The organism is Companilactobacillus bobalius (genome assembly GCF_002179915.1).
In the GTDB taxonomy this organism is placed as follows: domain Bacteria; phylum Bacillota; class Bacilli; order Lactobacillales; family Lactobacillaceae; genus Companilactobacillus; species Companilactobacillus bobalius.
The window spans coordinates 101,828-128,580 of the sequence record NZ_MYFM01000005.1 but is presented as its reverse complement, the minus strand read 5'-3'; the positions used below and the strand labels follow the sequence as shown (position 1 = coordinate 128,580).

Sequence of the window (26,753 nt, the reverse complement as noted above, 5' to 3'; positions counted from 1 at the left end):
AGCTCGCAAATTGATTGATGAAAGTGATGCGATTCTTGTTAGTGCAAGCAATGGCCTGTCTATTTCAGAAGGATACAACATATTCGCTGATGACGAAAATTTTGAAAATTACTTTAATCATTTCAAGATTGTTTACGGCATTAGCAGTTTGATTCAAGGTGTTTTTGCACAATTGCCGGCGCCAGATCATCAAGAATTCATGAGAAAAGTTCATCAATATTTAATTGAGGATTATAAGCCGACAGAAACATTTCAAAGTCTCAATAAAATACTTAAACCAAAAGATTATTTCATTCTGACATCAAACGCCGATAAACATTTTCAATTAAACGGTTTTTCCGATGAAAACATTTGGGAAATTGAAGGTAACTTTGATGGATTGAATATGAATTCTGAAGCTTGGAATGAACAACGAAATAGGTTCGTTGAGTTTGCTCAAAAGAATAAAAATAAGAAAATTTTACAACTGGAGTTAGGTATAGGTTCTAAAAATAAAATGATTAAGGCTCCATTAATGGATATGGTGGCAGATCATCCAGCTTGGAATTATCTAACTTTGAATATGCCGCAAGAAATTTATATTGATCCTAAAATTGAGCATCAATCTGTAGCCTTGCCAGGAAATATTGATACTACTTTTAAAGAATTATTGGAGGAAAATTAAATGAGCTTATCTTTTTATGAACAATTAGTAATGAAGACACAAACCAACTATTCACAATTTTTTAATGTATACGCCAGTGGCAAAACGCCGGTTAAATTGACTAGTAGAGCACCTTTGCCATATGAGGAACAGATCAATATTTTAGCCGAAAAAATTAATGAAGCGGATCATATTTTGGTAGGTGGAGCTTCAGGATTATCCGCTGCAGGTGGTGGTGACTTCTATTATGAAGATAACGAATCTTTTAGAAAATATTTCGGAAAATTTGCCGAGAAATATGGTATAAAAGGGGCCTTCTCTGGAATGCAATATCGTTGGCCAAGCCGTGAAGAGTATTGGGGCTATTTGGCAACTTTTCTTCATACGACGCAACATGCGGAAATAAGAAAACCATATAAAGATTTGCAAGCTATTTTGCAAGATAAAGACTACTTTATTTTGACCACGAATCAAGATACTCAAGCAATAAAAGCTTTTCCAGAGGACAAAGTTGCTCAGATTCAAGGGGATCATCGTTTCTTTCAGTGTTCTGCACAATGTAGTGATGAAGTGTGGGATGCGGTCAAACCAGTTGAGGAAATGGTCCAAGCTATGGGGGATGACACTAAAGTGCCAACAGAACTAATACCTCGTTGTCCCAATTGCGGAGCGGAAGCTTTTCCTTGGGTCAGAGGTTATGGAAACTTCTTGGAAGGTACTAGATATCATCAGGAATATAAAAAGGTTTCAGATGATGTTTTGACACATCTACATGACAATCATCTTCTCATGATCGAATTAGGAGTTGGTCGTATGACACCAATGTTTATTCAAGAACCGTTCTGGGCCCTAACAGGAAGCCTTGAAGGTTCATATGATGTCATGATCAACCGTGATCATCAATTTTTGCCAGAGGAAATTGAAGATAAGGGTCAAGCTATTAAAGGAGATATTTCTCAAGCTCTAGCAGATGTTAGAACTGTATTGGGAAAATAAATAGTTAGTAAAAGAGTCGAGGTTATCCTCGGCTTTTTTTGTCTAGAAAGTTTTGTCACTAGGAGGGTGACAAAACTAAATGTAACCGTATTCAGGAATAACTTACTATATAACCGTAAAGAGAAACGGATAACAAAGCATATAAATTAAAAAATATTACGGAGGTAAGTATTATGAGTAAAAGTATTCTATTAATTTGTGGTTCAGGAGCATCATCAGGGTTTATGGCAGCTAATATGAGAAAAGCTGCTAAGAAAGAAGGACTTGATTACAAAATTAAGGCTCGTAGTGAATCAGAATTAGGTGATTACATGGATGACATTGATGCCTTAATGGTTGGACCACATTTAAAAGCTGAATTCGATGCTATCAAAGCACGCGTTCCCGAAAATGTGACAGTAGTTTTAATGCACTCCGACTATTATTCAATTCTTGACGGTAAAGGTGCTATTGCACATTTAAAAGAAGAATTAGGAGATTAGTAACGGAAAAAGTAAATTGGGGAGTGTGCCAAGATGAATAAATTTATGGATTTTCTCAATAATAAATTTGCGCCTAAAGCTCAAGTTGTTGGGAATAATCAATGGATCGTAACATTAAAGAATTCCGTACTTGAAGTATTGCCTTTCATTTTAGTTGGTTCAGTAGTCAGTCTATTAAATATTCCGGGTAATTTTTGGAAATGGTGGCCTGATTTTTCACCAGTAAGTAATTTTACCTTTGGATTATTGTCTATTTTTGTAGCATTTCTAGTTCCGTTTAATTATATGGAATTCAAAAAACTAAAGAAACAAAGAATTATTGCCGGATTAACATCAGTAGCTTTGTTCTTAATGTTGATTAATCCTAAATTTACTAATTCTGGAGCTACTGCTTCATTTAGTTTTAGTGAATTTGGTGCTGGTGGTATGTTTGTTGCTATCATTGTAGCTATTTTTGTCAGTTTGATTATGGAGGGATTCGGAACATTTTCCTTCTTTAGTGAAGATACAGTAATTCCTGATTTTGTAACATCATGGTTTGATTCAATGTTACCGATTGGAATCATCATTATCATTGGATGGTTATTAGTTGATATAGCTCATTTCAATATGTATAACGCAATTCAATCAATATTTGCACCATTAGCAACAGGTGCCGATACGATTTATGGATTCACATTTATTTTGTTCCTAGATTGTTTTATTTACTCAATGGGTATTTCAGGTTGGGTTCTATCACCAATTACCCAACCTTTAATGTTGGGCGGTATTGCCGCCAATGTAGCTGCAGTAGCTGCTGGAAATCCCGCAACACATGTCTTTACTAGTGAAGTTATCTACAGTGGTTGGGCATGGATCGGTGGTGTTGGATGTACGATGCCATTGGCTTTGATGATGCTGTTAATGGCAAAGTCTCAACGTTTAAAGGCTTTAGGAAAAGCATGTATTGTTCCATCACTATTCAATATTAATGAACCACTTGTTTTCGGTACTGTCGTTTGGAATCCATACTTGATGATTCCGCTATGGATTAACGGTATTGTAATTCCAATTATTACATGGTTAGGTTTAAAGATGGGATTGGCTGCTATTCCAAAGGCTTTAATGCAAATGTGGTACATTCCATTCCCAATTTCAACATGGATTGTTAGTCCTTCTGTTGGAGCAATTATTTTAATGGCAGTTATCTTTGTTGTAGCTTGGGTCATTTGGTTCCCATTCTTCAAAGTTTATGATGGCCAAGTAGTTAAAGAAGAGGCAAAAAATTAATTTAAAAGGTTTAGGAGAAGAGACACATGTCAGAAGAAGAATTTGATAATAAGTCAGTCAAAGACACAATGGACATTATTATCAACGCCGGTGATGCTCGAGCATTTATTGCCGAAGCATTGGATGACGTTGGCGATTTTAATTATGAAGAAGCAAAAGAAAATATAAAAAAGGCGGATGCCAAATTAGTTGTGGCACACCGTTTACAAACTAAAAAACTTCAAGAAGAAGCTGAAGGGGATAAGGTTCAATATTCAGTTCTATTCACACACGCTCAAGATACTTTAATGACTATTATGAGTGAATATAATTTGGCAAAGCATCTAATTACCGTATTTGAAAAACGTGACCAAAAGTCTAAATGAGGAGATAAATTATGAAAGACAATAAATATCCATATTTTCCAGATAATTTCCTATGGGGTGGTGCTCAAGCTGCTAGTCAGGCTGATGGTGCCTATAAAGAAGATGGCAAAGGATTGAATTCGTCAGATGTTCAACCATATTTGAAGGGATTATCTAATGATAAAATTCAAGAACTTGAAACAGAAGGTATGACTCTGGCACAAGTGAAGGAAAATGTTAAAGATACAACTGATTATTTCCCAAAGCGTTTTGGAATTGATTTTTATCATACTTATCCAGAAGATATTAAATTGTTAGCCGATATGGGATTCAAAACATTTAGAACATCATTAGATTGGTCAAGAATTTTTCCAAATGGTGATGAGGCAGAACCTAATAAGTCAGCACTAGAACACTATGACAAAATGATCGATTGTATGCTGAGTTATGGAATAGAACCGATTATTACTATGAATCACTATGAAACTCCAATTAACATAACTATTGAATATGGTGGTTGGCCTAATAGAAAAGTAATTCCTATGTTCGAAAAGTTTGGTAAGACCTTATTGGATTGGTTTGGTAAAAAGGTCAAATATTGGATTGTTGTCAATCAGATTAATATGGTTCAAATCGAACCATTCTTGTCAGTCGGTGTTTGTTCAGATCAGTATGAAAACGAAGAAGAGGCACTTTATCAAGCTGTTCATAATCAAATGGTCGCAGCTGCATGGATTAAACAATATGCTAAATCATTAAATAATCCAGATATTCATATTGGGACGATGGTTGCTGATGGAACAGCTTATCCTGCTAGTTGTAAACCAGACGATGTGATTTTAACAATGCGTCAAAATCGTTTACAGTACTTCTTCACTGATGTTCAATTCCGTGGTTATTATCCTGAATATGCTAAAAATTATTTTGCTGAACGTGGAGATAAATTAGATATCAAAGATGACGATATGGAATTGTTAGCTAATAACCATATGGATTTCTTAGCTATTTCATATTATTACTCCAAAGTTGTTGATTCGACTAAGAATGAATATCGTCCATCAGATACTACTAAAAATCCTTATTTAAAGGAAAGTCCATGGGGATGGGCTGTTGATCCTCAAGGTTTGTATAATACGTTAAGTCAATATTGGGACAGATATCAGAAACCTATTATCATCGCTGAAAATGGTATTGGAATGTATGACAAGGTTGAAGATGGAAAGATTCATGATCCTTACCGTTCAGAATATATAAGTGCACATATTGAGCAAGTTGGTAGAGCAATTCATGATGGAGCCAAAGTAATTGCATACTGTGCTTGGGGCCCAATCGATATCGTAAGTTGTTCATCACAACAAATGTCTAAGAGATACGGATTCATCTATGTAGACAAGGATGATGAAGGCAATGGAAGTGGTAAACGATTATTAAAGGATAGTTATTATTGGTACAGGGATGTTATTTCATCCAATGGTAAAGAAATATAAATAAAAAAGACGTATACGGAGATGAGTTATTTGCGTAAAGACCATAAGAAAGAACTATGGGACTATTTACAAAATAACCCTGGATGGCATACTTCTAGTGAACTAGCTGTAGTAATTGGTGTATCTCAACGTAGTATTAAACGCTACGCAAAGGATTTAATCGATACTGCAGCTATTTTTGTAAGTAGTGAAGGTTATAAAGCTAACCAAAAAAAGGTAAATAGTACTACTAAAAGAAATTCAGATTATGAAAGTATAAAGAGAGTTTTAATTAATGAATTTACCCAACAGGAAAATTTAAATCTTTATGATCTTGCTGATCAATTCTATTTAAGTGAGTCGACAATATTGAAATTATTAAGGGAGATACAGCTTTATGTAAAACCGTTTGATTTGGAATTAAGACAAAATGGCGATAACTGGTCACTGTTAGGTAGTGAAATGGATAAGCGAAAGCTGATCAGTGACATTTTATACAGAGAGTCTAAGCAGACATTTATCGGCAATGATACTATTCAAGATAGTTTTCCTGATATAAATGTAATCCAAATTTCAGAAGCTATAAAAAAATTAACAATGATAGAGAATATTTATTTGAACACTTTTGATTTCAATAATATTCTGTTGCATATTGCGATAGCTACTCATCGGATCAAAAATGGTTATCAATCCCAAAATTCAGAAAAGGATAACGACGAAAAAACTGTTATTCAAAATGATAATAGAGAAAATAATCAGGAACAAAGTTTTGGTAATAAATTAATCGATTTTGTAGAAAATGCAGAACATATTCATTTTTCTGAATCTGAAAGACAGAGTTTAATTTTAATTATTCAGTTCTCTATAACCAGAAAACATAGGGATTTGGAAGACAACGTTAAACACAGCACAATAGTTTTAGTAGATAATCTTATAAAATACGTTAATTCAATGCTCAATATTGATTTGAGGGTACTGAACTTTAGGGAACAATTTGCGATTCATATCCAAAGATTATTGGAACGTTCATCACACGGGTATGTAGAACGGAATCCGATGACAGCTAAGATAAGAAAGTCGTCGCCAATAATTTATGAATGTGCAGTGCTTATTTCCAATCGAATGGAAGAAATTGAAGATATTACTTTGGAAGATGATGAAATTGCTTATATAGCAATGCATATTGGAAATGCTGTATCTGAATATATCAATGACTTGCATAAGTTGTACGTAGTGGTGTTAATGCCTGATTATCAAAGTGATAATGATGAATTCATGAGTAGACTTGAACGGCTTTTTAGTCAAGATATTGTGATTGGTAGAGTGATTCATAATCCGGATATGATAGATGAAGTCGATTATCCAAGAAAAATAGACTTTGTTATACAAGTTAATTCGGAATATTCATTATCTGGAATTAGACATGCCAATATTTCACAGTTTTTAACGCAGATTGACTATAAGGAAGTTAACCAATTGATAACTGGTTTGAAACATAAACAGGAGAAAATAAATTTTACTAATAATTTAGAAAAATTTTTCCCAAAAGAAAATTTCAAAATAATTAATAGTGAAACTAATCGAGATGCTTTATTTAAAATGGTCTGCGATGAGTTAGAACAGAAGAGTGTTGTAACAACCGATTTTAGGAATAGATTGGAAGCTAGAGAAAAAATGTCTAGCACCGCTTTTGGAAGAGTGGCGATACCTCATTCTTTACAGATGGTTGCTTTGAAAACTCAAGGATATGTGGTAATTGATCCTAAGGGAATAAATTGGGACAAGGATAATAATCACGTTAATTTAATGTTTTTGTTGGCAATAAATGAAAGTAATAAACAAGCATATCGAAATATCTTTGATGATTTGTCACAGATTGCCGTTGATCCTAAGAATATTGCTTTGCTGGTTAAATCAAAAACGTATGATGAGTTTATAAAACAATTAACTGCGTTACTGTAATAAAAAAACTAGACGCTTAAAAACGTCTAGTTTTTTTATGTAATCATTGATGTTTACGATTATTCCACTGGAAATAACTAAAGAACCAAATAATACTGATCACGCTCAAAATAGCAGTTATAACCAGGATGGTTTTGCTCATACTTGTAGGTGCATAAACTTTAAAAATATTCGACAGTGCAATAACCCAAATCATCGGTTCAGCAGCAATCATAACTGGACGCCACTTGGCTTTAATCAAAAATAGGGCAACAATCGAACCGATGAGAATAAGACTGTTCATAATAATAATTAGATTATTCGTAATAGGAATGTTGAACATAGCCGGTTTAGTAAATTGAATAGCGGTAAAAATTACAACAGTTAGAAGACTGACTATCCAAGCACTCGCAAAACTGATAGCCTTGTGTTCGAAAATCTTGGAGTAAATAGTTTGATGAATGAGCCAGAAGGCTGCAAAGATGAGAACCATCATGAAAATTCCGTTTAAGACAAAAGGCACAAGATTCAATTGTTGTTCTTGACCATTCATCTGAATGACTAACGTCCAAATCGCTGTAATACCAAAAAGGCCTCCGAAAAATTTCAGACGTTCACGGAGACTAGTTTTGGTGAAACTAGCGGTCAGTTGGTTGGCAGTGTCAGTGGGAGCCTGTCCGAAGTAGTCTTCAGCGGTAGATCCATCGTTTTGAGCGTCGATAATATCTTGAAGAATCTCTAACAACTTACTTTCAACTTCGTAGTCGTCATAGAATAAACCCGCGGTACGAACGTAAATTAGTAGATTGCTGTAATACTTTTCGTTAGCAGGATTGAGTTTTTTACGTAAATCATTGTTACTAGAAATCAGTTCCTGTACTTCGTCAGATTTAGTCATCTTGTTCACCTTTTCTTGAAATGATTTGGTTAACTACTAACTCTAGTGACTGCCATTGGTCGGCAAATTCGGTCATCTGTTTTCTACCTTGTGTAGTTAGAGAATAATATTTCCGTGAAGGACCCTCTGAAGAAGGCTTGCGTTGACTACTTAAGTCGCCACGTTTTTCTAACTTTTGAAGTAGTGGATAAACAGTGCCACCGATTAAATCGGTAAAACCTAATTTATTTAATTTTTGGACTAACTCGTATCCGTAAATTTCACCGTCAGAAATGACGAATAAAACGCAACCTTCTAGAATGCCTTTAAGTAATTGAGAATTGTTCATGCTTATGACCTCACTAATATGTAATACATACTACTCGGTGATAACTAATATGTAAAGCATAATAGTGGAATCTTTGGTAAAATAGACCTGAAAATTGTGAAGTGGGGAAGAAATGATGGATAATGAGGAACTTTTAAAATCAGATATTATTGATCAACATGTACGGCAAGGGCTAGGACTCAGTTGGCTTAACTTTGCAGTTTTATTTTGTGCCACGATCATAGCTTGTGTGGGTTTGAATATGAATTCGACAGCTGTAGTCATTGGTGCTATGTTGATTTCACCAATTATGGACCCAATCATCGGAATGGGTTACGGCTTCGGTATTCGTGATACGAAATTAATACGAAAAGCAGCGACACTCTACCTTATTGAGTTGGTAGTTGCACTGTTGGCGGCCACAATTTATTTTTCACTGTCACCAATTAAAGATGCCAGTGACCAAATTATTGCTCGGACACAACCAGCTATTTGGGATGTTCTAGTGGCTTTCTTCGGAGGTGTCGCTGGTATTATTGGTTCCGCCAAGAAAGATCCGGGAAATATTTTACCTGGAGTAGCGATTGCGACAGCTTTGATTCCACCACTATCAACAGTGGGATATGGATTGAGTCAATTCAAATGGTCCATAGTTTTGAGTGCCGGATATCTATTTTTGATCAATACCTTTTTCATTGCTTTGGCAACGATGATTTGTACGTTAATTTTCAATCTTAGAACCAAACGGGCAACTGGTATACCTCTGAAGAATCAAATCTTAATCATTGCGGCAGCGATTATCATTACTATTCCCAGTTTGATTTCAGCTTCAACTTTGGTCAAACAAACTTACAATGAGACCCAATTGACCAGTTTTGTCGATAATGAATTGCCAGGATTGTATGTTGTGAATAAGCAAATCGCTAATGGAAAAATTAAATTAGTCGTTATTGGCAGCCATTTGAGTCACGCCGAGATAAATAGCTTGGATGATAAGTTGGGCGACTATCAGTTAGGGAGTTATAAATTACAATTTCAACAGCTATCTAAAGGGAATTACTTAAGTGTGAATGCCTTTAAAAAGTATGTTGATCAAGAAAAGAATGACAGTACGCAGAGTACAACAACTGATAACAGTGATAAGAACTTGTTGAAACTGAAGCAACAATTAACCAAGAAGTATCCAGATGATATTTCAAAAGTTTATGTCGGACAATTGGCAAGTAAAACAAAGATTAAAGAATCAATTATTCTGATTAAATTGAATAAAGATAGTGAATCAAAACAGGATGAAGTTAAGAAGTATGCAGAGAACTTAGCCGATAAGTTGGGGATTGAAGCGACGGTTCACTTTACTTTAGATTAGAAATTTAGGTACTAAAAAAGGCTTTCGATGATTTCATCGAAAGTCTTTTTAATTGCAAGACAAGATAAACATTGTACTTTACTGAATAGTGGAAACGAGCTCCACAGGCCAGATTCCTGTGCTTTGCCTGATTTCACAAACTGCCTGCTACGCAGTCAATTCGCAAAGTCCTGCAAATGCTCAGAATCTAAACGGGCCTGTCCCACTCTCTAATTGAAACGAGCTGCGCAGGGGTAACCTCCTGTGGTTTGCTACAGTATTGGAATCGCCCGTAAAGTACACGTGCAATTTCAATACTTAGGCAAATCCTCAGAGGCTGACCACCCCTGCTACGCTCTCTATGCAGCTGCTTCTGCTTCTTGTTCTTGTTTTAGTAGTCTGTTGTCGTAACGTTTGATAAATGGGAACCAAACTAGGAATGCAACAAGGGCACAGACGATTGAAAGGACAGCACCTCTCCAACTAGCAGTACCGATAAATCCACTCAAACCAACTGGTGTAGGCCATGGTTGTTGTGTAATGATCTTAGGAACTAGTTTTGATGTGAATGCGAAGTAACTGACAAGTCCTGAAACTAATGGAGCACCCAAGAATGGGATAAATAGATCAACGTTATAAACGATAGGTAAACCGAATAGTAAAGGTTCATTGATATTGAAGATAGCTGGAACAAGTTCAACTTTACCAATTTCCTTTAGTTGAGCTGATCTAGAGAAGAATGCTAACCAAATGGCAACACCTAAAGTAGCACCAGAACCACCGATGATAACAAAGGCGTTCAATGGATCACCGGCAAAGAAATTGTCGGCACCTTTAGCGTTAGCAGCCATGTTAGCCAAAATAATTGGTGTGTAGAATGAACTCATGATTGTAGCACCGTGAATACCGAACCACCATAGGAAGTGGATAAGGAAGATGATAATCAAGAATCCCCACCATGTATTTGTAATGTCACTGATAAATGAAAATGGAATGTATAATACCTTGAAAATATCTGTTCCGGCAAGAACTAGAGCTAAGTTAAGAACACTGACAACGATAGCAACACAGGCACCAGGAATCAATGAACTGAATGAGTTAGAAACACCAGCTGGAACTGATTCTGGCATCTTGATTTGCCAGTTGTGTTTAACAGTGAAACGATAAACTTGAACTGTGATCCAACCAACAACTAAACCTGTAAAAATACCTACAGCAGCAATTCTTGTGATACCACCAGTAGATACGGCGTAGCCACCACCGATAATGTTATCTGGTTTTAGAGATTGTTGAAATTGAATAACACCGTTTTTCCAAATTAATTGGGGAACGGTAATAAAGAATGCCATTAAAAACATGAATAAAGCATTTAGTGGAACTAGATTCAAATTCTCTTCTTTTTCATAAATTTTTGTATAAGAGAATGTGAATTGACCCGCGAAGATCAAAGCCAAAATACCCATTGTGGCATTATAGCCAGCTTGGAATAAGTTCGAAAAACGGCCCAAACTGTTTGCATATACAGCTGCAAATCCAGGAATTGGAAAGGCTTGGGGTAGAACATTCAAAATAAGGAAAATAGAACCAATAATGGTGAATGGAATAACACTGTAACCGGCATCCATGATGGCTCTAACAAACCTAGTAGCCGCAAATTTACCAGCAAGGTTAATCATTCGGTCCTTAAAAGAACCTGTACTCTCACTTGACATAAAAATCCCTCCTTCAAAAAGTTACATTCATTATACTAGTGCAAACGGTTTCAAATGTAAACCGGTTTTTGAAATAAATTCAACAAAAAAGTCCTCATACTCCAATTGTATCAAGATGTCAAGACTCATTCGAATCTCTTTCTAATTGAGATTGGTATACCTCTAGAGATTGAAATTTTATATGAAAAAAAACTTCCATACCGTTTTGACAGTATAGAAGTTTTACGAATGTATATTTGAATTATTCCATTTGTTGATAATATTTATAACTAGAATGGTGATTATTTTTTAGCTAATGAGGGTACAAAAAAAGCGCTAGGTGACCACACCCAACGCCTCTTTGGATACAAGATAACCGAGAATAGTTATCTATAAATGCTGTATCAAATTGAGTATAACAGAATTTTCGTAAAAAACATAGTTGTTTTCAATTGTTTCGATATTTACGTGGAGTTTGTCCGGTTTTATTTTTGAAAACTTCAGTAAAGTGACTGGCCTGTGGAAAGCCTGATTTAGTAGCGATAACGTTAATTGGCAAATCAGTTTCTTGCAACATCTTGGCGGCCTGATTCAGACGATATTCAATCAAATATTCGTAAGGAGTCATCTGTAAAGTAGTCTTAAAGCAGCGTAAACACTCGGACTTACTAACATTTGCACTTATAGCTAAACCTTCTAAAGTGATTTTTTCAGAAAAATGATTTTGAATATAATTTAAAAAAGTATGCATTCTCTGGGTGATAATCTTGTCAGCTCTTTGATGTTGAGCGGGGCGAATATTTTGAATCATTGCCAGCCAAATAGTAACTAAGGTAACCAAAACTTGGTAAGAATAGAGGGTATCTTTGTTATTTTCGAAACCAATCAATTTTTGTAACAACCGAAGGATATCTCTTTCCCATCCAACTGTAGGTTTAAGTACGTAAAAATGGAAGTTTTCATTATTGATCAAAGAACTAACCGCAGCTTGGGCGGGACTGTTGAAGTAAAATTTGAGGAAATAATCGGGGAAAATGAAGCTATGGTAATGCGAATGTGTTTCGGGAGTAATTAGGTGTGCTAAGTCTTTGCTGATAAAGAGACCTTCACCAGCATGCAAAGTTAAATTAGTTTCCCCCAAGGTGGAAAAGGTTATTTCACCGGAGGAGATATACACAAACTGTAGATCCTCATGCCAATGCATAACTTTGAAACCAGGATTAAGTGGAAAACTCTGTGCATTTTTTACATTCAAAACAAGATAGGGGAAATTACTCTTTTGATTTAAATTGATGGAATTGATTATTCTTTTACTCATAATGACACCTTTTTGACGATATTATGATACTTTTTGCCACTTTATTATCATTATAGAGCAGTCAATTCAGATACGATATTGAGTAGAAAGGAAATTATTATGCTCAATTTTACATTAGTTTTAGTCTTCTTCGGCGGTATCGTGGGCGGAATCATCTCGTCAGTTGCCGGAGGAGCATCGATTGTTTCATATCCGGTGCTGTTGATCAGTGGCGTTCCACCAATCTTTGCTAATATTACCAATCATGGAGCCCTGATCTTTGATTATTTAGGAGCAGTTGCCTCGTCAGCACAAGAATTAAAGGGACATTGGAAACAGGCATTGTTCTACGCAATATCCGCAACCGTCGGTGCCATATTCGGAACCTACCTATTATTAGCCTTTCCTTCAAGCGTTTTTGAAAAGGTAGTGCCCATCTTTTTAGTGATTTCTGGAACGATGTTTTTACTAGGAAAAAAACAGAATCGTGGTACTAAGAAGAATCTTGCAAATATCTGGGTTATCATCATTATGGCCTTAATGGGGTGTTACACAGGCTATTTTGGTGGTGCTAATGGTGTGATTGTTCTGGCTGTTTTGCAGTATCTCACCAATGAAGATTTCTTAGTGAATAATGCAATAAAGAATGTTATCTGTGGTGTAGCCAATGTCAGTGCCTTCATTATGTTTATTTTCAGATCCAAAATCTATTGGCAACAAGGAATTTTTCTAGCTGCCGGCATGTTAATTGGTGGTCTCTTGGGACCTAAAATCTTACGACATGTCTCGGTCAAAATGGTTCGTTGGATTGTTGCCATACTAGCTTTTATTCAAGCAATTTACTTTTTCATTCAGGCTTATTAAGACTTTTCGTATTCTATTACATATTTATTAACTAATTTTTTCCGATAGATATATAATTGTAGAAAATAAGTCGGGGGTCAGAAATATGGCACGCAAAGTTATTCTATTCATTACACAAACATTAGATGGCTATATTGCCAATTCTGATGGCAAGATTGACTTCTTATGGAATGATAAATTTTCAACAGGTAGTGTTGTAGACCGTGAGTATGAAAAATTATCCAAACGGGTTAATACTGTTATCATGGGTCGACATACATATAACCAAATCGTAAATGGCATGTCACCCAATGATTATCCATATGCCGGCTATGAAAATTATGTGATGACGACACATCCATTGCCAGATGAGGATAATATTCACTTTGTTAACGGTGAGGTAGCCAAATTAGTCAGCGATTTAAAAGCTAAATCGTCAAAAGGTGATATTTGGATTATCGGTGGTAGCAATGTGATAGCACCACTAGTGAATGCTGATCTAATTGATATCTATCATATAGGCATTGTGCCTATTATTTTGGGTAAGGGAATTCCACTATTCTCCGACCGAGTTATTCCTAAGGAATTGAGTTTGGAATCTGCAAAAAAAGTGAATGAGATTGTGTACGTTGAATATTCTCACTAGAAGTTAAAAGAATGTTATAAAAAATAGAGATACCGTTGTTAAGCGGTATCTCTATTTTTTTATATCTTATCAAAACAATGTTATTTTTTGATTATTAAATTATCTAAAAAAGTATAAAATAAATTTTTTGAAAGTGCTAAAACCAGAAGTATGTATATAGGGAGGGCAATTATGGATAAGAAGATTAAATATGTAGGTAGTGCTGTAGCTGCGGCATTAATGGTTGCTGGGGCTCCAATAATTGTTCCTACTTTAATTCCAACTTCTATCATCAAGGCTGCAACGACAAATAATTTAACGCCTAGTGATATGTTAGCTGCTTTTAAGAATCAATTTGATGATCGTTATTTTTCAAGTGCGAATAGTGTTTCGAAACCGCTAAACTCGTTAGCAAACGACTATGCTAATGGATATCATTATTTTGATATAAACAATCCTTATCATATTCATGATTTTGAAAATAATGATCAAATTAGAAGTCTTATGGATGCAAATAAGCAATTGCCAGCCAGTTATTTTTATAATGGAACTTACTTGTATCGTGATATGTTGGTAGCTATGACGGTAGCCGATAAGGATGGCAATAATATAGATATTTCTACTGGAGATAAACTCAAAGCCCTAAGCTTGAAAGATTCCCAATTTCCTTTAACGGCCACGATTCATGTAAGAGAAAGTAAAAATGATAGTGACGCCCCATTGACGTCAATAGCTACAGTAACAGATCCAACATTATTAGATTTTAGCTTTGCTATTAAGTTAAGTAAATTTGATATAACTACGGATACAAATCTAATTACAACTAATGTTGGAACTTTTTTAACGTCTTTACAATCAGGGAACAATAAACTAGCAATTACCGATAATTATACTGGTGATTCTAAATATGCAAATAGTTTAGCTGCTGCTGAGAAACCAATACTTGGTCAAAGCTTATTTAGGGATTTAGATAGTGCGAGAAAGTACGCGGGAGAATCAGATTTTAATCCGAGTGTTACTAATAGAGGTAACGCTTCAACGGAACAATTCAGTGATGGAAAAATTAAGTTACCGGGACAATACTATCAAACCGTTTCATATAATTTAAAAGGTGCTGATACTCCTATAAATAATATGCTTTCTAGCTCTGATACGGTTGATCCATTAACCGGATCTCATATTAGCCCTTATCAGACTTTTATTAATGGGAGTGATACGGAAGCTACTGCTGGAACGGATTATGTATTTAATCATGATGTAGGGACTATCACAGTAATCAGGAAGATTTCAGTCGGAGCTTCAATTAAAGCTAATTTGGAAACTCCACAAGTGAAGATCAATTCTTTAATAAGTGATTCTAAATTGGCAACTAATAATACGTTAAGTGATGGAGTGTCCAATGTTGATGTAAGCAATGTTGAATTTGGAGACGATTATTACACTGATCGATTATTAAAAACGAAGGCTACAAGTGATCAAATATCATCAACTAACTTTGTTAAGCCTGGAAAATATTATCGTAAAATAATTTTTACATTGAAAAATAGTAATATTGGTGATTATAGTAGTATTCCCGATAATGTGGGATATGATACAACAGCTAATACTGTAACTTACGTTCAAGAGGTTGATGTAAAAGATTCTGCTACTACAAAGTATGATAATCCACTGAATGCAAACGTTGGAGATGCAAGTACATCTGGAATTGCAAATGATACATTAACAAATGGGAGTAGTAATCTGGTACAAACAAATGGAATAAGTTTTGGTAACAATTACTATGAATATGGCGGACAGGCTAGCGCATTACAAGATGATGTTTTAAATGATAGTAGTGATTTATCGGCCACTGATGGTGTAGTAGATAGTACTGGAAAATTTGCTAAATCAGGGGATTATTTGAGAACCATTACTTATACTCTTGTTGCTAACTCTGTTGATACGAATACATTTGATACTACTAATTCTAAATATAAGTTAGGTACGGATTCTAAAGGAAACGATACGATAACTTATGTTCAAAAAGTACATGTTAGTCCACTTAGTTCAGTGAATGTTAACTATGGTTCCGTAGAGTTGATGGCTGGTGCAACTACGGACGATCCAGCATTAGCAAGTATCGACGGCGATACTTTAACATTTGGTACAGATAAAACTAATTTGATTGATACTACTAAAGGTAGTAATAAAAACGGAATTGATTTTGGTCAACAGTATTTCAAAACATTAAGTAATGGTAAGTTAAGTGATCCAGTGACTAACTTTAGTGAAGCTGGAACTTATTATCGTACAATCAAATTTTATGTAAATAAAGATGTCGATTCAATCAATTTCAATGGAACAACAGGAACTACGGATTCTAGTGACAATAGTGTCACGTTTATTCAGACCATTAATGTTGAACCAATTGAAACGGCAGTAAACTTTAATGTTCCATCTGTAAGCATTGGTGCAACAAGTACAAGTGATATTAACGCACTAAATGACACGACTACGGATACTCTAAAAACTACAGATGATGCTGCTACTTCATTAATAGATACCGCTCAAGGAAAAAATGGAATTAGTTTCGGTACAGATTATTATACTGACATGGGTCTAAAAAATAAGGCTACGAATGGATTGTCTACAGGTAGTGGGACATATTATCGTAAGATAACGTTCTATCTCAATCGAGATACGAGTGAACTTTCTTTTGACAAAACCCCTTATGATAAAACTTCAAATAGTGTAACTTTCATTCAACCCGTTTCAGTTAATGTTGCCACAGTAGTAGAAAAAATTGATACAGTTTCTTCTAGTATTGGTAGCAGTGTTAGTTCGGCTGTTTTAGGTGATAATGATTTAACCTCAAATAAGGTTTCAATTGTTGATACAACTCAAACATCCGTTGGTAATGAATACTTTACTCGTGCCGAAGATGCTGTAAAGGGTGAGAACTCCCAAGGTACATCATTTAAGAGTAGCGGAAAAGTATATCGTACAATTACCTTTACTTTAAAGAATCCAGCCAGTTATTACTCATTTGATGGAACAGAGGGAACTGATTATAAGATTGATGGTAATAAGATAACCTTCGCACAACCTATTCTTATAAATACTGCAACGGCAGTGCCAAAGCTTTCTACAGAGTCAGTTCAAAATGGAAGCTTAATTAGTGATTCAGAAAAGGCAAGTAATGATTTAACTGTAAATGGATCTTCTATTGTGGCAACTAATGGTGTCTCATATGGAACTGACTATTATAGTGTTGCCGATAATAAACCTGCAGATATTCTAAATGGACAAGGTAAGGCTGCTTCTGGGGTTACAGATGGAACAAACTTCACTAAGTCGGGCGATTACTATCGAGTAATTACATTTGCTTTAAATCAAAATGTTGATGCTAATAGTTATGCCTTTGGCGATGGTAAGTTGTCTAGTGATGGTAAGAGTGTTCAATATGTTCAAGAAGTTCGTGTTTTAGCTAACTCAACTATGGTCAATATACCTAATATCATTACGAATACTGGTGCGTTAACTACAGAATTTGATGACAAGACTGGATATGATTTGACTAGTGCAGGTAATTCAATCGTTAGTGCTATTGAATTTGGAAATTATTATGATGATGTTAAGTCCGCCGTATCAAATTCATCAACAGTTTCAACTAATGTCGATTCAACCAATCATAAATTCTTAAAGGATGATGATACACTCTATCGTGCAGTAACCTTCACATTAAAGAGTGATGCAAGTAATTATGACTTTAGTAATCTACCAAAGGATTCATATACTATATCTGGCAATAAGATTACTTTAGCCCAGAGATTTATTGTTGAAGACAATCCAGCTACAGCTAAGATTTTTACGGCTCAAGGAAAACTCAATGGTTTAGTTGCTGATTCTGAAACTTCCGGAAATAATAAGTTAACGGCAAAGGTTAATAGTGTAGATACTGATGTCTTTAACAAGATAACCTTTGGTTCAAGTTATTATTCAAGTAGTGATCTATCAGGTGATCCTGTAGATATAACTCAAGATGGTAAGTTTATTAAATCTGGTAAATATTATCGTGAAATTATATTCCACTTGAAATCAGGTGCTGTGGATGCCAATAGTTTCAAAGGTTCCGATGTATTTAATATTGGTAAAGACAAAGATGATCCGACGGTTAGCTATATTCAAGAGGTTTATGTTGTACCAAGCACTACAACAGTTAATGTAAAACACTTAAATGTGAATGTCGGTTCGTCAACAACAATTAATGAAACTGCTGATGATGGTTTAGTCGATAGTGCTAATAATTCATTGGTTGATAATTCAAATAACGATGGTATTACATTTGGTAACGTCTATTATACTGACGCTCAAGCAGCATTAGATGCATCTGCAGATAAGGAAAAGATTGCAGATGTAGGTTCTAATTTCACAACTGCAGGACAAACTTACTACCGCCGGATTACGTTTAAGTTGAATGATGATGCGGCTAATTATACGTTTACTGATTTAGTAAATGGCGTTGGTCATGTTAAGAATGGTAATGAAATAACATTTGTTCAAGCAGTTACGGTTAATAAGAGTACTGTGACAACAAGTATTTCACCTTTGAAATCTATTCAAGTTGGTATTTCAACTTTAAAAATTGAAGAAACGATTAGTGATCAACTATTAGATCAAAGTGGTAAATCAATTGTTGCACAAGATGGAATCAATAGAGGCTCCGAATATTATGGTAGTGAAGCTGATGCAATTGCTTCCGTAAATGGTACTGCTACTGCAGTTGTTAACAAAGGTGGCAATTTCAATAAACCAGGAACTTACTATCGTATAATCACCTTTACGTTATTAAATCCAGTTGATCAATATAATTTTGCCGGTACAGATGGTGTAAATTACGTAATCAGTAAAGATAAGAAGTCTATTAGCTTTATTCAGTCAGTTACTGCTTCGGCTAACCCAACTACAGTAACCATTCCAGACATTACAGTTGGTTTTGGTTCGCTTGTTTCATCTATTGAAGATGACAATACTGGAGATACTGTAATAGATAACGGTACTAAAGAGTCATTGGTTGATACTGTTAAAAATGATAGTATTTACTATAAGAGTGCGTCCGGAGCAATGAGTGAGGATAAAAATGATTTAGCTTCTATTAAAGATAAGTTTACGGAGCAAGGGGATTACTACCGTAGAGTAACTATTAATTTAAAAGATGACGTCGCAAATCATGATTTCACAGATATGATTAATGGTGAAGATCCAATCTTAGGGGATAAATCTGTGACCTATATTCAAAAGGTTACTGTTACAACCAATGCAGTTGATCAAAATATTGAAACTGTGACAGCAAAAGTTGGCGACAACTTATCTTCCGTTAGTTCAGGTACGTACGACTTAACTATAAATAATGGTAAGGACTCGATAATGACTAATGATGTGAAAATTGGCAAAGAGTATTATGGTAATAAATCTGATGCGGTTAATGGAACGAACGCTTTAGGAACAACCTTGAATAATAGTGGTACTTATTATCGTGCAATTACCTTTACATTAGAAAATAATGCTGATTCTTACACCTTCAAGGGGAAGAATGGGGTAGATTACAAGATTGATGGTAAGACCGTAACTTTGGTTCAACCAATTATTGTTGGTTCCGTTACGGTAAAAGCTTCAGTTGATCCATTGAAGATTAAAGAAAAGACTTTGACGACAGATTCCGATGTTACTGCAGATAAGGGCTATACATTGACAGGAGCTACTTTCGAAAAAGTTGGAACGGATTATTACAACTCTTTGAAGGGCGCTCTGGCTCAAGATTCAAGTGATATAGCAACGAATGCTACAAGTGGCAGTTACTTTAATCAAGGTGACTATTATCGTTTGGTATACTTCAAAGTTGGTCCTGAATTTGCTAAAGATTATTCAATAGCGGATGACAATTTGAAAGCACTTGATGATGATATCGTGGTTTATGCTCAACCAGTGACTGTTACATCTGCTACTGAAATTTCACAAGATAGTATTGCACTTGGAACAGCAAGAGTTGGCGATAATATTAGTGCGATTCAGTCAGGTACTAGTCAATTACTTGATAGTAATGGTAAATCAATTAGTCAATCAGTTTCATATGGTACAGATTATTATGACAGTTCTAGGGATGTCTTTACCAACGGAGCTAAGACAACTGCTAATATTGACGGTAATGGTAACTTTACAAAGGCTGGCACATATTATCGTGAGATTACATTTAAGGTAACTGAAAAGGATATTGATGCTAATAACTTTAGTGACGATGCACATATCGTTAAGAACGGTGATAATAGTACAGTTTCATTTGTTCAAACTATAGGTGTATCAGCAGGTACAGCTCAAATCAATGTAAATCCAATATCAGTTAATGTTGGAACACCAGTTGATTCGATTAAGAATACAGATACTTTGACTGACAAGGCTAATAATTCTCTTGGAACAGCCACTTTGGATAATAGTAGATTCTATGATAATGCTAAGGATGCTTTGGATGGTAGTAATGTAGATACTAATGCAACAACTAATGATCTTTTCAACAAGGGAACTTACTATCGTTTGGTAACATTTAAGACGGCTTCTGATTTTGCCAAGAATTACACCTTGAATAATCCAAATGTCAAAGTAAATGCTGATGGTTCAGTTATTTATGCTCAAAGAATTGATGTAATCGCTAGTGGTGTGGTTAAGTACAAGTTCGGTGTCGTCAATGCCAATGTTGGTGATTCAATAAATAACATGACTAAACCAACAGGTGAATTGCGTGATAACTCAAATAATGTGATTGCTGCAACTGTGACGGCCGGAACCACATATTATGACAATGCTGATGACGTTTTCTCAACTACTGGAGAGGCGACAGAAGGTGTTAATGCTAACGGTCAATTTACAAAATCGGGAACATATTATCGTGAGATTAGTTTCAAACTAAATAATGCGGCAGATGTTAAGAATTATGATTTTGGTACTGATGCCCATATTTCTGGTGATACAGTTTCTTACGTTCAAACAGTGGTAGTTGGTGAAGATACAGCAACTATTACGGTTGGACCATTGAACATTAAGACCGGCACAAGAACGAATGATTCGTCAGTTACAAGTACCGATGGCTATGTCTTAACTGACGCAGATGGTAATTATACTGATCCAACTTTAGGCGAGACATATTACAAGTCTGTAAAGGGTGCTTTGGATAAGTCAAATGGTGATGAAGTTGATGCATCCGCAACGACTAATGGTGCCTTTAATAAAGGTACATATTATCGTCGAGTTGTATTTAGAGCTGGCTCTGATTTTGCTGATAAGTTCCAATTGACTAATTCAAATGTTAAAGTTGATTCTGATGGTTGGGTAATCTATGCTCAACAAATCAATGTTAAAGATAGTGTTGTTTCAAAACATACCATTGAAGATGCTAAAGCTAACGTAGGTGATTCAGTTACTGCTGTAACTTCAACTGGCGATGCTTTGATGGATGCATCTGGTAATAAACTTGATGCAACTGTTTCATATGGAACGGACTATTACGATAATTATGATGATGTCTTTATACCAAATGCTGCCAAGACGAAGGATATTGCTAATGGTGCCTTTACTAAGACTGGTACATACTATCGTGTAATCAACTTCAAGGTTAGTCCTGAAGCTATTGCACAAAATGATTTCGGTAGTGAAGCCCATATTTCTGGCAACACTGTATCCTTTGTTCAAGCTGTTACGGTCACGAAGAATGAAGCTAATATCAATTCTTCAGTTAGCGAGTTGGATCTAAGCGTTAATGCTGAAAAAGATAATCCGGCTTTGATCAATACTAAGGAATACTTCTTGAAAGATGCTGCTGGTAATTCCTTAGTTGATAAGACTAAAGGCACATACGGCGTGGAGCTTGGTCAAGTCTTCTATACTGACAGTAGTTTGACTCAAAAGACTGCTGATGCTAGTGGTGCTAGAATTTCTAAGGCCGGAACTTATTACCGTACTGTGAAGTTCTATCTAACTAATGGCGCTACTGATGCCAATCAATTCGAGAGTATTGGTGGAACTTATGATGCAAATGATAAAAGTGTAACATTTGTTCAAATGGTTAAGGCTTCGGCTAACCCAGCTATTGCCAAAATCAATAATGTGACGGTAGATAACGGTACTTCAATGACTGATAAAGTCTTACAGAATACTGATGATGTCTACATTGTTGATAAGAATGGCGACTCAATTGTTGCTGACGGCGGTATTAGTTTTGGTACGACTCTTTATGATGATCAAGGTAGACCAGTAACTAATTTGAAGACTGCTGGTACTTATAGCCAAGTAATCACGGTTAAGTTGGCAAATGATGTCAGTGCTTATACCTTTGGTGAAGGTTATAAGGTTGATCCAACCAATAACACGGTATCTTATGTCCGTACAGTAACTGTTAAGGCTGCAAGTTCTACTGGTGGCAACACAGGTGGCAGTACTGGTGGTAACAGTGGTTCTTCAACTGGTGGTGAATCTGATGAAGATGATGATTGGAATTACTCACCAATCCAAGGTGTAGTAACAACTAAGACTAATCATCCATTCTACACACTGAACAATCAAGATAATGACAAGATTCCTAATCGTGTATTAGGTAAGGATTCATCTTGGAAGACTGATCAAATTCGTGTCAATAAAGCTGGAGTTACACAATACCGTGTTGCAACTGGCGAATGGATTTACGCCGACGATGTAGTGCTTAACCAAAATAGCTCTGAAGATGGCGATTGGACTTATACTCCGGTTCAAGGTGTAGTAACAACTAAGACTGATCAAAAGAAATATCAATTGAATAATCATGAAAATGAGACTATTGCAAATCGTGATTTGAAGGAAGACTCTTCATGGAAGACTGATCTTTATCGGACTAACAAAGAGGGCGTAAAACAATATCGTGTCGCAACCGGTGAATGGATCGATGCTGATGACGTTAACTTCAATCAAGACAAAGAAGACTTTTGGACATACACATCTGTAAGTGGTGTTGTTAAGACAAAAGATGGTCAAACTGAATATCAATTGAATGATCAAGAAAACAAAGCTATTGCTCATCGTGATTTGAAAGAAGACTCTTCATGGAAGACGGATCTCTACCGTACAAATGAAGCAGGTGTTAAACAATATCGAGTTGCAACTGGCGAATGGATTGATGCTGGCGATGTTGATTTTATAAATAATAATAAAGATGACGAAGGTTGGATTTACACTTCAATTAGTGGAATCGTCACAACTAAGTCTAGTCAAGCAAATTACCAATTGAACAACCAAAATAATTCCGCCATTGCTGGTCGTGAATTGGTTAAAGATTCATCTTGGAAGACCGATCAATATCGGACTAACCGAGAAGGAGTCAAACAATATCGTGTCGCAACGGGTGAATGGGTCGATGCTAACGATGTTGTCTATGAAGATGCAATTGATACTGGTATTTTCAGGGATGGACGTAAAGTTAGTGGAATCATTAATCTAGATAGAACGAATATTTTCTATGATCTCTATTCTAGAGAAAATGAAATTATAGAAGACTATTCTCTAGGTGAAGAAACATCTTGGAAGACTGATTATAAAGCTCAAGATGTCAACGGTGATACTTATTATCATGTTGGCGACAATGAGTGGATCAAGGCTGAAAAGGGTGTTCACTTCAATAATTACGCTTGGTATTAAAATAAAAGAATGGAATCATCAGATTTAATCTGTTGGTTCCATTTTTTTATAGAATTATGGTGTTTATCTAAGAGAAAGATAACAAAGTACTTGCTATAAAACGCGTTCGAGGGTCTACATTATAGATGAATTCAGAAAGGAAAGTGACAAAGATGTTTGCATATGTACAAATTTTTAATGGTAAGAATAATGTTTCGTATGGTTATGTTGATCTTTCTTTTTCAAAGAACGTGTTGTCCGTTTCAGTTTTGAAGGGGAATCTGCGTGAGCATGATATTAAGATTCTCGTATCTGAAATTAGTGATATTTCGTCAGGTAAGTATCAGAGTTGGAATCAGATGAGTTTTATGTATCAAGGTTTGAAGTATGTCTTCATTTACAGTGGTTATGGTGGCTACAATTATTTGGAAGATCATCTTATGACTGAAATGATAGAGTAAAAAAATCAGTGTAGTTTCCATCTTTTTTGATGGATGCTGCACTGGTTTTTTGTTTTTTTAATAACCATGGTTCTATGCAATATAGTGGAGACGAGCTACACAAGGGCAACTCCTTCCGGTTAAGTCAACTTTCTCTGCCGGCGCTTCGCTACCGACTGAGAAAGTAGTTTTAATCCTCGGGAGCTGACCGCCCTTGTTTCGCTCTCTGATTTTATGCTCGGTGCCAAGCGGCGTAGCCGATTGTTGGGAAGATTCCTATTAATCGGTTGATTTGTTCGCGGTCGAATTTGAATTCGATGGCTGGTAATAACGCGTTGACTGCATCTTGAGCTTGGTCACTTACTTCGGTTACTCCAATCAAATGACCGTCTTTATCATGGATTTGCTTACTTTCAGCGATTGGTTCTTTGTCAACTTGGTAGTACCAGTAGTTGGCTAGGTCGTTTGTACTGATTTCGTAACCTTTCTTTTGGGCTTCATCAACTGAAATTCCGGCTTGAGCAATGCGTGGTGATGTGAAGACAACTGATGGGATAACGGGATACTTGATGGCATCGGTTGTTTGTCCGGAAAATAGTTTCATTAGATATTTGGATTCGAAGTAGGCGGCTGGTGTGACTTTTGGTAGGTCATTGGAAACAACGTCTCCGGCAGCATAAATGTTATCTACATTTGTTTGCAGATGGTCGTTTACGAAGACTCCGGTTTTATCGAATTCAACGCCAATTTTGTCGAGCCCTAATTCATCTAAGTTAGGAATACGGCCAGTTGCGTCTAAGATCCAATCAGTATCGAGGGTTTGATTATCACCATAAGTTACTTGATAACCTTTGTCGGTTTTGGTGAAGGCTTGAACGTTGGAATTTTCGATGAATTTAACACCACGTTCTTTTAAGTCGTTAACCACTTTTTCAACGTAAGGTTGATAGAATTTTCTTAATACTTTATCTGAATGGAGCATAACGGTAATGTCAGCACCAGCTTCGTTGGCGATGGTAGCGAACTCCATCCCGATATAGCCAGACCCCACAATTGTAATTTTCTCAGGTAAAGTCTTGAGGTTTAAAAAGTCTTCGCTGTCGTGAGCTAATTCAGTGCCGGGAATATCTAGACGATGCGGTCTGAGGCCAGTTGCGATAACGATTTTTTCAGCTGTAACTTCAGTTTTTCCATCAACAATTACAGTATGATTATCTTTGAATTGAGCGTGGCCGTGAATAATTGTAGCGCCAGCACTTTCCAAACGGTCGGTTAATCCTTGAGGTAACACATCGATAATTTCTTGTTTATGTTCAATGTTTTTAGTCCAATCAATCTTTAAATCACCTTTGAGGATACCATTCATCCGTTGAGCTTCACGGGTCATTTTGACAGGTTCGTCAATTGTGATTTTGGCGTTACAGCCACGGTTAGGGCAAGTTCCACCGACAAGTCCGCTTTCAATAACACCAACAGAAACCCCGGTCTTTGCTAAAGGAGCGCCACCATCGAAAGTTGCGTGACCAGCACCAATATAGAGCACATCATAATCGAATTTTTTTGACATTAAAGTATCCCTCCAAAAATTATTTTATACCTCCAATTTAAAACATTTCGTATATCATGACAATTAATATGGTAGCCGTCTACGAAATTTCTTTGGCAGAAGTAGTGAGGTAGGACTAGAATAATCAAAAAGGAGAATCAGAAAATGGATGTTGAAATAAAACGTGATGGTCTAACTTTACGAGGGACACTAGTCAAACCACAAACTGAGGAATTCAATTTAGTAGTTTTGATGCATGGTTTTACTTCCAATCGTGGCGTCGATCCAGATCAACTACTTTATCAATTGGCACAACGTTTTGAATCTGAGGGTATGGCTACCTTGCGTTTTGACTTTAATGGTCACGGCCAAAGCGATGGTCGTTTTCAAGATATGACTGTTTTGAATGAAATCAGTGATGGTAAAGCCATTTTGGATTACGCTTGCAGTATTAAGGGTGTTAAGAAGTTATATCTTTTGGGACATTCTCAAGGTGGAGTAGTTGCTAGTATGATTGCCGGTTACTATCATGACAAAATCGATAAATTGGCGCTTCTAGCACCAGCTGCAACTTTAAGAGATGATGCTTTGAAAGGCAACACACAAGGTTATACGTATGATCCGCAAAATATTCCAGATACTTTGCCAATCAAAAAAGGTTTAACATTAGGTGGTTTTTATCTTCGAACGGCCCAAACTTTACCGATTTATGACGTTGCTAAAGAGTATCAAGGTCCAGTTTGTTTGTTGCACGGTTTGAAAGATACCGTGGTTGATAAGATTGCTTCAACTAGATACGATGACGTTTATCAAAATGATCAGTTACATTTATTAGATGATGCCGATCATGGATTTTCCATTGGAAATTCTCGTCAAGAAGCCTTGAATATAACGACGAGATTCTTTCTAGAGAGAGCGGAACAAGGGCGGTTAGCTCCCGAGGATTAA

18 protein-coding genes are annotated in these 26,753 nt (G+C 35.9%); 13 read left to right on the top strand and 5 right to left on the bottom strand.

The annotated features are described in order from the left end of the window. Nucleotides 1-10 precede the first annotated feature (10 nt). The 7 genes from LKACC16343_RS08635 to LKACC16343_RS08605 all read left to right on the top strand — a co-directional run bounded on the left by LKACC16343_RS08635 (nucleotide 11) and on the right by LKACC16343_RS08605 (nucleotide 7,162). Entirely contained in the window at nucleotides 11-664 is a 654-nt protein-coding gene (locus LKACC16343_RS08635; protein ID WP_234032510.1) for a hypothetical protein, read from the top strand. Continuing rightward, nucleotides 665-1,639: an SIR2 family NAD-dependent protein deacylase gene (locus tag LKACC16343_RS08630; protein ID WP_056951077.1), complete on the top strand. Its 975-nt coding sequence runs from the start codon at nucleotides 665-667 to the stop codon at nucleotides 1,637-1,639. 173 nt (nucleotides 1,640-1,812) lie between these two features. After that, nucleotides 1,813-2,121 (top strand): PTS sugar transporter subunit IIB, encoded by a 309-nt coding sequence (locus LKACC16343_RS08625; RefSeq protein WP_054643007.1) that lies wholly within the window; start codon nucleotides 1,813-1,815, stop codon nucleotides 2,119-2,121. A gap of 33 nt (nucleotides 2,122-2,154) precedes the next feature. After that, nucleotides 2,155-3,390 carry a PTS sugar transporter subunit IIC gene (locus tag LKACC16343_RS08620; protein ID WP_056951079.1) on the top strand — a complete coding sequence of 412 codons (1,236 nt, stop codon included), beginning with the start codon at nucleotides 2,155-2,157 and terminating at the stop codon, nucleotides 3,388-3,390. Nucleotides 3,391-3,416: 26 nt separating this feature from the next. After that, the gene (locus tag LKACC16343_RS08615) at nucleotides 3,417-3,755 is read left to right on the top strand and encodes a PTS sugar transporter subunit IIA (protein ID WP_056951081.1); all 339 of its coding nucleotides are present in this window, start codon (nucleotides 3,417-3,419) and stop codon (nucleotides 3,753-3,755) included. A gap of 11 nt (nucleotides 3,756-3,766) precedes the next feature. After that, the gene (locus tag LKACC16343_RS08610) at nucleotides 3,767-5,221 is read left to right on the top strand and encodes a glycoside hydrolase family 1 protein (RefSeq protein WP_056951082.1); all 1,455 of its coding nucleotides are present in this window, start codon (nucleotides 3,767-3,769) and stop codon (nucleotides 5,219-5,221) included. A gap of 30 nt (nucleotides 5,222-5,251) precedes the next feature. Next, nucleotides 5,252-7,162 (top strand): BglG family transcription antiterminator, encoded by a 1,911-nt coding sequence (locus LKACC16343_RS08605; RefSeq protein WP_056951084.1) that lies wholly within the window; start codon nucleotides 5,252-5,254, stop codon nucleotides 7,160-7,162. Between the two features lie 43 nt (nucleotides 7,163-7,205). Here LKACC16343_RS08605 and LKACC16343_RS08600 read toward each other — a convergent pair whose 3' ends face one another. Both LKACC16343_RS08600 and LKACC16343_RS08595 read right to left on the bottom strand, forming a co-directional pair. After that, nucleotides 7,206-8,039 carry a DUF1129 domain-containing protein gene (locus LKACC16343_RS08600; protein WP_056951086.1) on the bottom strand — a complete coding sequence of 278 codons (834 nt, stop codon included), beginning with the start codon at nucleotides 8,037-8,039 and terminating at the stop codon, nucleotides 7,206-7,208. After that, nucleotides 8,032-8,367, bottom strand: coding sequence for a PadR family transcriptional regulator (locus tag LKACC16343_RS08595; protein ID WP_056951088.1), 336 nt, complete (start codon nucleotides 8,365-8,367; stop codon nucleotides 8,032-8,034). Before LKACC16343_RS08595 ends, LKACC16343_RS08600 begins: the two co-directional genes overlap by 8 nt. A gap of 112 nt (nucleotides 8,368-8,479) precedes the next feature. Between LKACC16343_RS08595 and LKACC16343_RS08590 the strand changes: the two genes are divergently transcribed. Next, the gene (locus LKACC16343_RS08590) at nucleotides 8,480-9,712 is read left to right on the top strand and encodes a DUF389 domain-containing protein (protein ID WP_082604479.1); all 1,233 of its coding nucleotides are present in this window, start codon (nucleotides 8,480-8,482) and stop codon (nucleotides 9,710-9,712) included. Between the two features lie 338 nt (nucleotides 9,713-10,050). On the opposite strand, the gene celB is transcribed toward LKACC16343_RS08590, so the two are convergent. Continuing rightward, nucleotides 10,051-11,403 (bottom strand): PTS cellobiose transporter subunit IIC, encoded by a 1,353-nt coding sequence (gene celB, locus LKACC16343_RS08585; RefSeq protein ID WP_056951092.1) that lies wholly within the window; start codon nucleotides 11,401-11,403, stop codon nucleotides 10,051-10,053. A 427-nt stretch (nucleotides 11,404-11,830) separates the two neighbouring features. Then, entirely contained in the window at nucleotides 11,831-12,700 is an 870-nt protein-coding gene (locus LKACC16343_RS08580; protein WP_056951095.1) for a helix-turn-helix transcriptional regulator, read from the bottom strand. A gap of 99 nt (nucleotides 12,701-12,799) precedes the next feature. On the opposite strand from LKACC16343_RS08580, the gene LKACC16343_RS08575 reads away from it, so the two are divergent. From LKACC16343_RS08575 to LKACC16343_RS08560, 4 genes are all read left to right on the top strand, one after another. Beyond that, nucleotides 12,800-13,543, top strand: a complete 744-nt coding sequence (locus LKACC16343_RS08575) for a sulfite exporter TauE/SafE family protein (RefSeq protein ID WP_056951097.1) — start codon at nucleotides 12,800-12,802, stop codon at nucleotides 13,541-13,543. An 85-nt stretch (nucleotides 13,544-13,628) separates the two neighbouring features. After that, a complete protein-coding gene (locus tag LKACC16343_RS08570; protein ID WP_056951099.1) occupies nucleotides 13,629-14,168 on the top strand; it encodes a dihydrofolate reductase family protein in 540 nt (179 codons plus the stop codon). Between the two features lie 171 nt (nucleotides 14,169-14,339). Continuing rightward, nucleotides 14,340-23,840: a hypothetical protein gene (locus LKACC16343_RS08565; RefSeq protein ID WP_056951101.1), complete on the top strand. Its 9,501-nt coding sequence runs from the start codon at nucleotides 14,340-14,342 to the stop codon at nucleotides 23,838-23,840. Between the two features lie 125 nt (nucleotides 23,841-23,965). Next, a complete protein-coding gene (locus tag LKACC16343_RS08560; protein ID WP_143444209.1) occupies nucleotides 23,966-24,280 on the top strand; it encodes a hypothetical protein in 315 nt (104 codons plus the stop codon). 211 nt (nucleotides 24,281-24,491) lie between these two features. On the opposite strand, the gene LKACC16343_RS08555 is transcribed toward LKACC16343_RS08560, so the two are convergent. Beyond that, a complete protein-coding gene (locus tag LKACC16343_RS08555) occupies nucleotides 24,492-25,826 on the bottom strand; it encodes a dihydrolipoyl dehydrogenase family protein (protein ID WP_056951105.1) in 1,335 nt (444 codons plus the stop codon). A gap of 144 nt (nucleotides 25,827-25,970) precedes the next feature. On the opposite strand from LKACC16343_RS08555, the gene LKACC16343_RS08550 reads away from it, so the two are divergent. Further along, nucleotides 25,971-26,753: an alpha/beta hydrolase family protein gene (locus LKACC16343_RS08550; protein WP_056951106.1), complete on the top strand. Its 783-nt coding sequence runs from the start codon at nucleotides 25,971-25,973 to the stop codon at nucleotides 26,751-26,753.

Bases quoted from the DNA above. Each gene is read 5' to 3' on its own strand.
- LKACC16343_RS08575 (WP_056951097.1), top strand. From the start codon at position 12,800: ATGCTCAATTTTACATTAGTTTTAGTCTTCTTCGGCGGTATCGTGGGC.
- LKACC16343_RS08555 (WP_056951105.1), bottom strand. From the start codon at position 25,826: ATGTCAAAAAAATTCGATTATGATGTGCTCTATATTGGTGCTGGTCAC.
- LKACC16343_RS08565 (WP_056951101.1), top strand. From the start codon at position 14,340: ATGGATAAGAAGATTAAATATGTAGGTAGTGCTGTAGCTGCGGCATTA.
- LKACC16343_RS08550 (WP_056951106.1), top strand. From the start codon at position 25,971: ATGGATGTTGAAATAAAACGTGATGGTCTAACTTTACGAGGGACACTA.
- LKACC16343_RS08570 (WP_056951099.1), top strand. From the start codon at position 13,629: ATGGCACGCAAAGTTATTCTATTCATTACACAAACATTAGATGGCTAT.
- LKACC16343_RS08560 (WP_143444209.1), top strand. From the start codon at position 23,966: ATGAATTCAGAAAGGAAAGTGACAAAGATGTTTGCATATGTACAAATT.
- LKACC16343_RS08620 (WP_056951079.1), top strand. From the start codon at position 2,155: ATGAATAAATTTATGGATTTTCTCAATAATAAATTTGCGCCTAAAGCT.
- LKACC16343_RS08580 (WP_056951095.1), bottom strand. From the start codon at position 12,700: ATGAGTAAAAGAATAATCAATTCCATCAATTTAAATCAAAAGAGTAAT.
- LKACC16343_RS08610 (WP_056951082.1), top strand. From the start codon at position 3,767: ATGAAAGACAATAAATATCCATATTTTCCAGATAATTTCCTATGGGGT.
- LKACC16343_RS08595 (WP_056951088.1), bottom strand. From the start codon at position 8,367: ATGAACAATTCTCAATTACTTAAAGGCATTCTAGAAGGTTGCGTTTTA.
- LKACC16343_RS08625 (WP_054643007.1), top strand. From the start codon at position 1,813: ATGAGTAAAAGTATTCTATTAATTTGTGGTTCAGGAGCATCATCAGGG.
- celB (WP_056951092.1), bottom strand. From the start codon at position 11,403: ATGTCAAGTGAGAGTACAGGTTCTTTTAAGGACCGAATGATTAACCTT.
- LKACC16343_RS08590 (WP_082604479.1), top strand. From the start codon at position 8,480: ATGATGGATAATGAGGAACTTTTAAAATCAGATATTATTGATCAACAT.
- LKACC16343_RS08615 (WP_056951081.1), top strand. From the start codon at position 3,417: ATGTCAGAAGAAGAATTTGATAATAAGTCAGTCAAAGACACAATGGAC.
- LKACC16343_RS08630 (WP_056951077.1), top strand. From the start codon at position 665: ATGAGCTTATCTTTTTATGAACAATTAGTAATGAAGACACAAACCAAC.
- LKACC16343_RS08600 (WP_056951086.1), bottom strand. From the start codon at position 8,039: ATGACTAAATCTGACGAAGTACAGGAACTGATTTCTAGTAACAATGAT.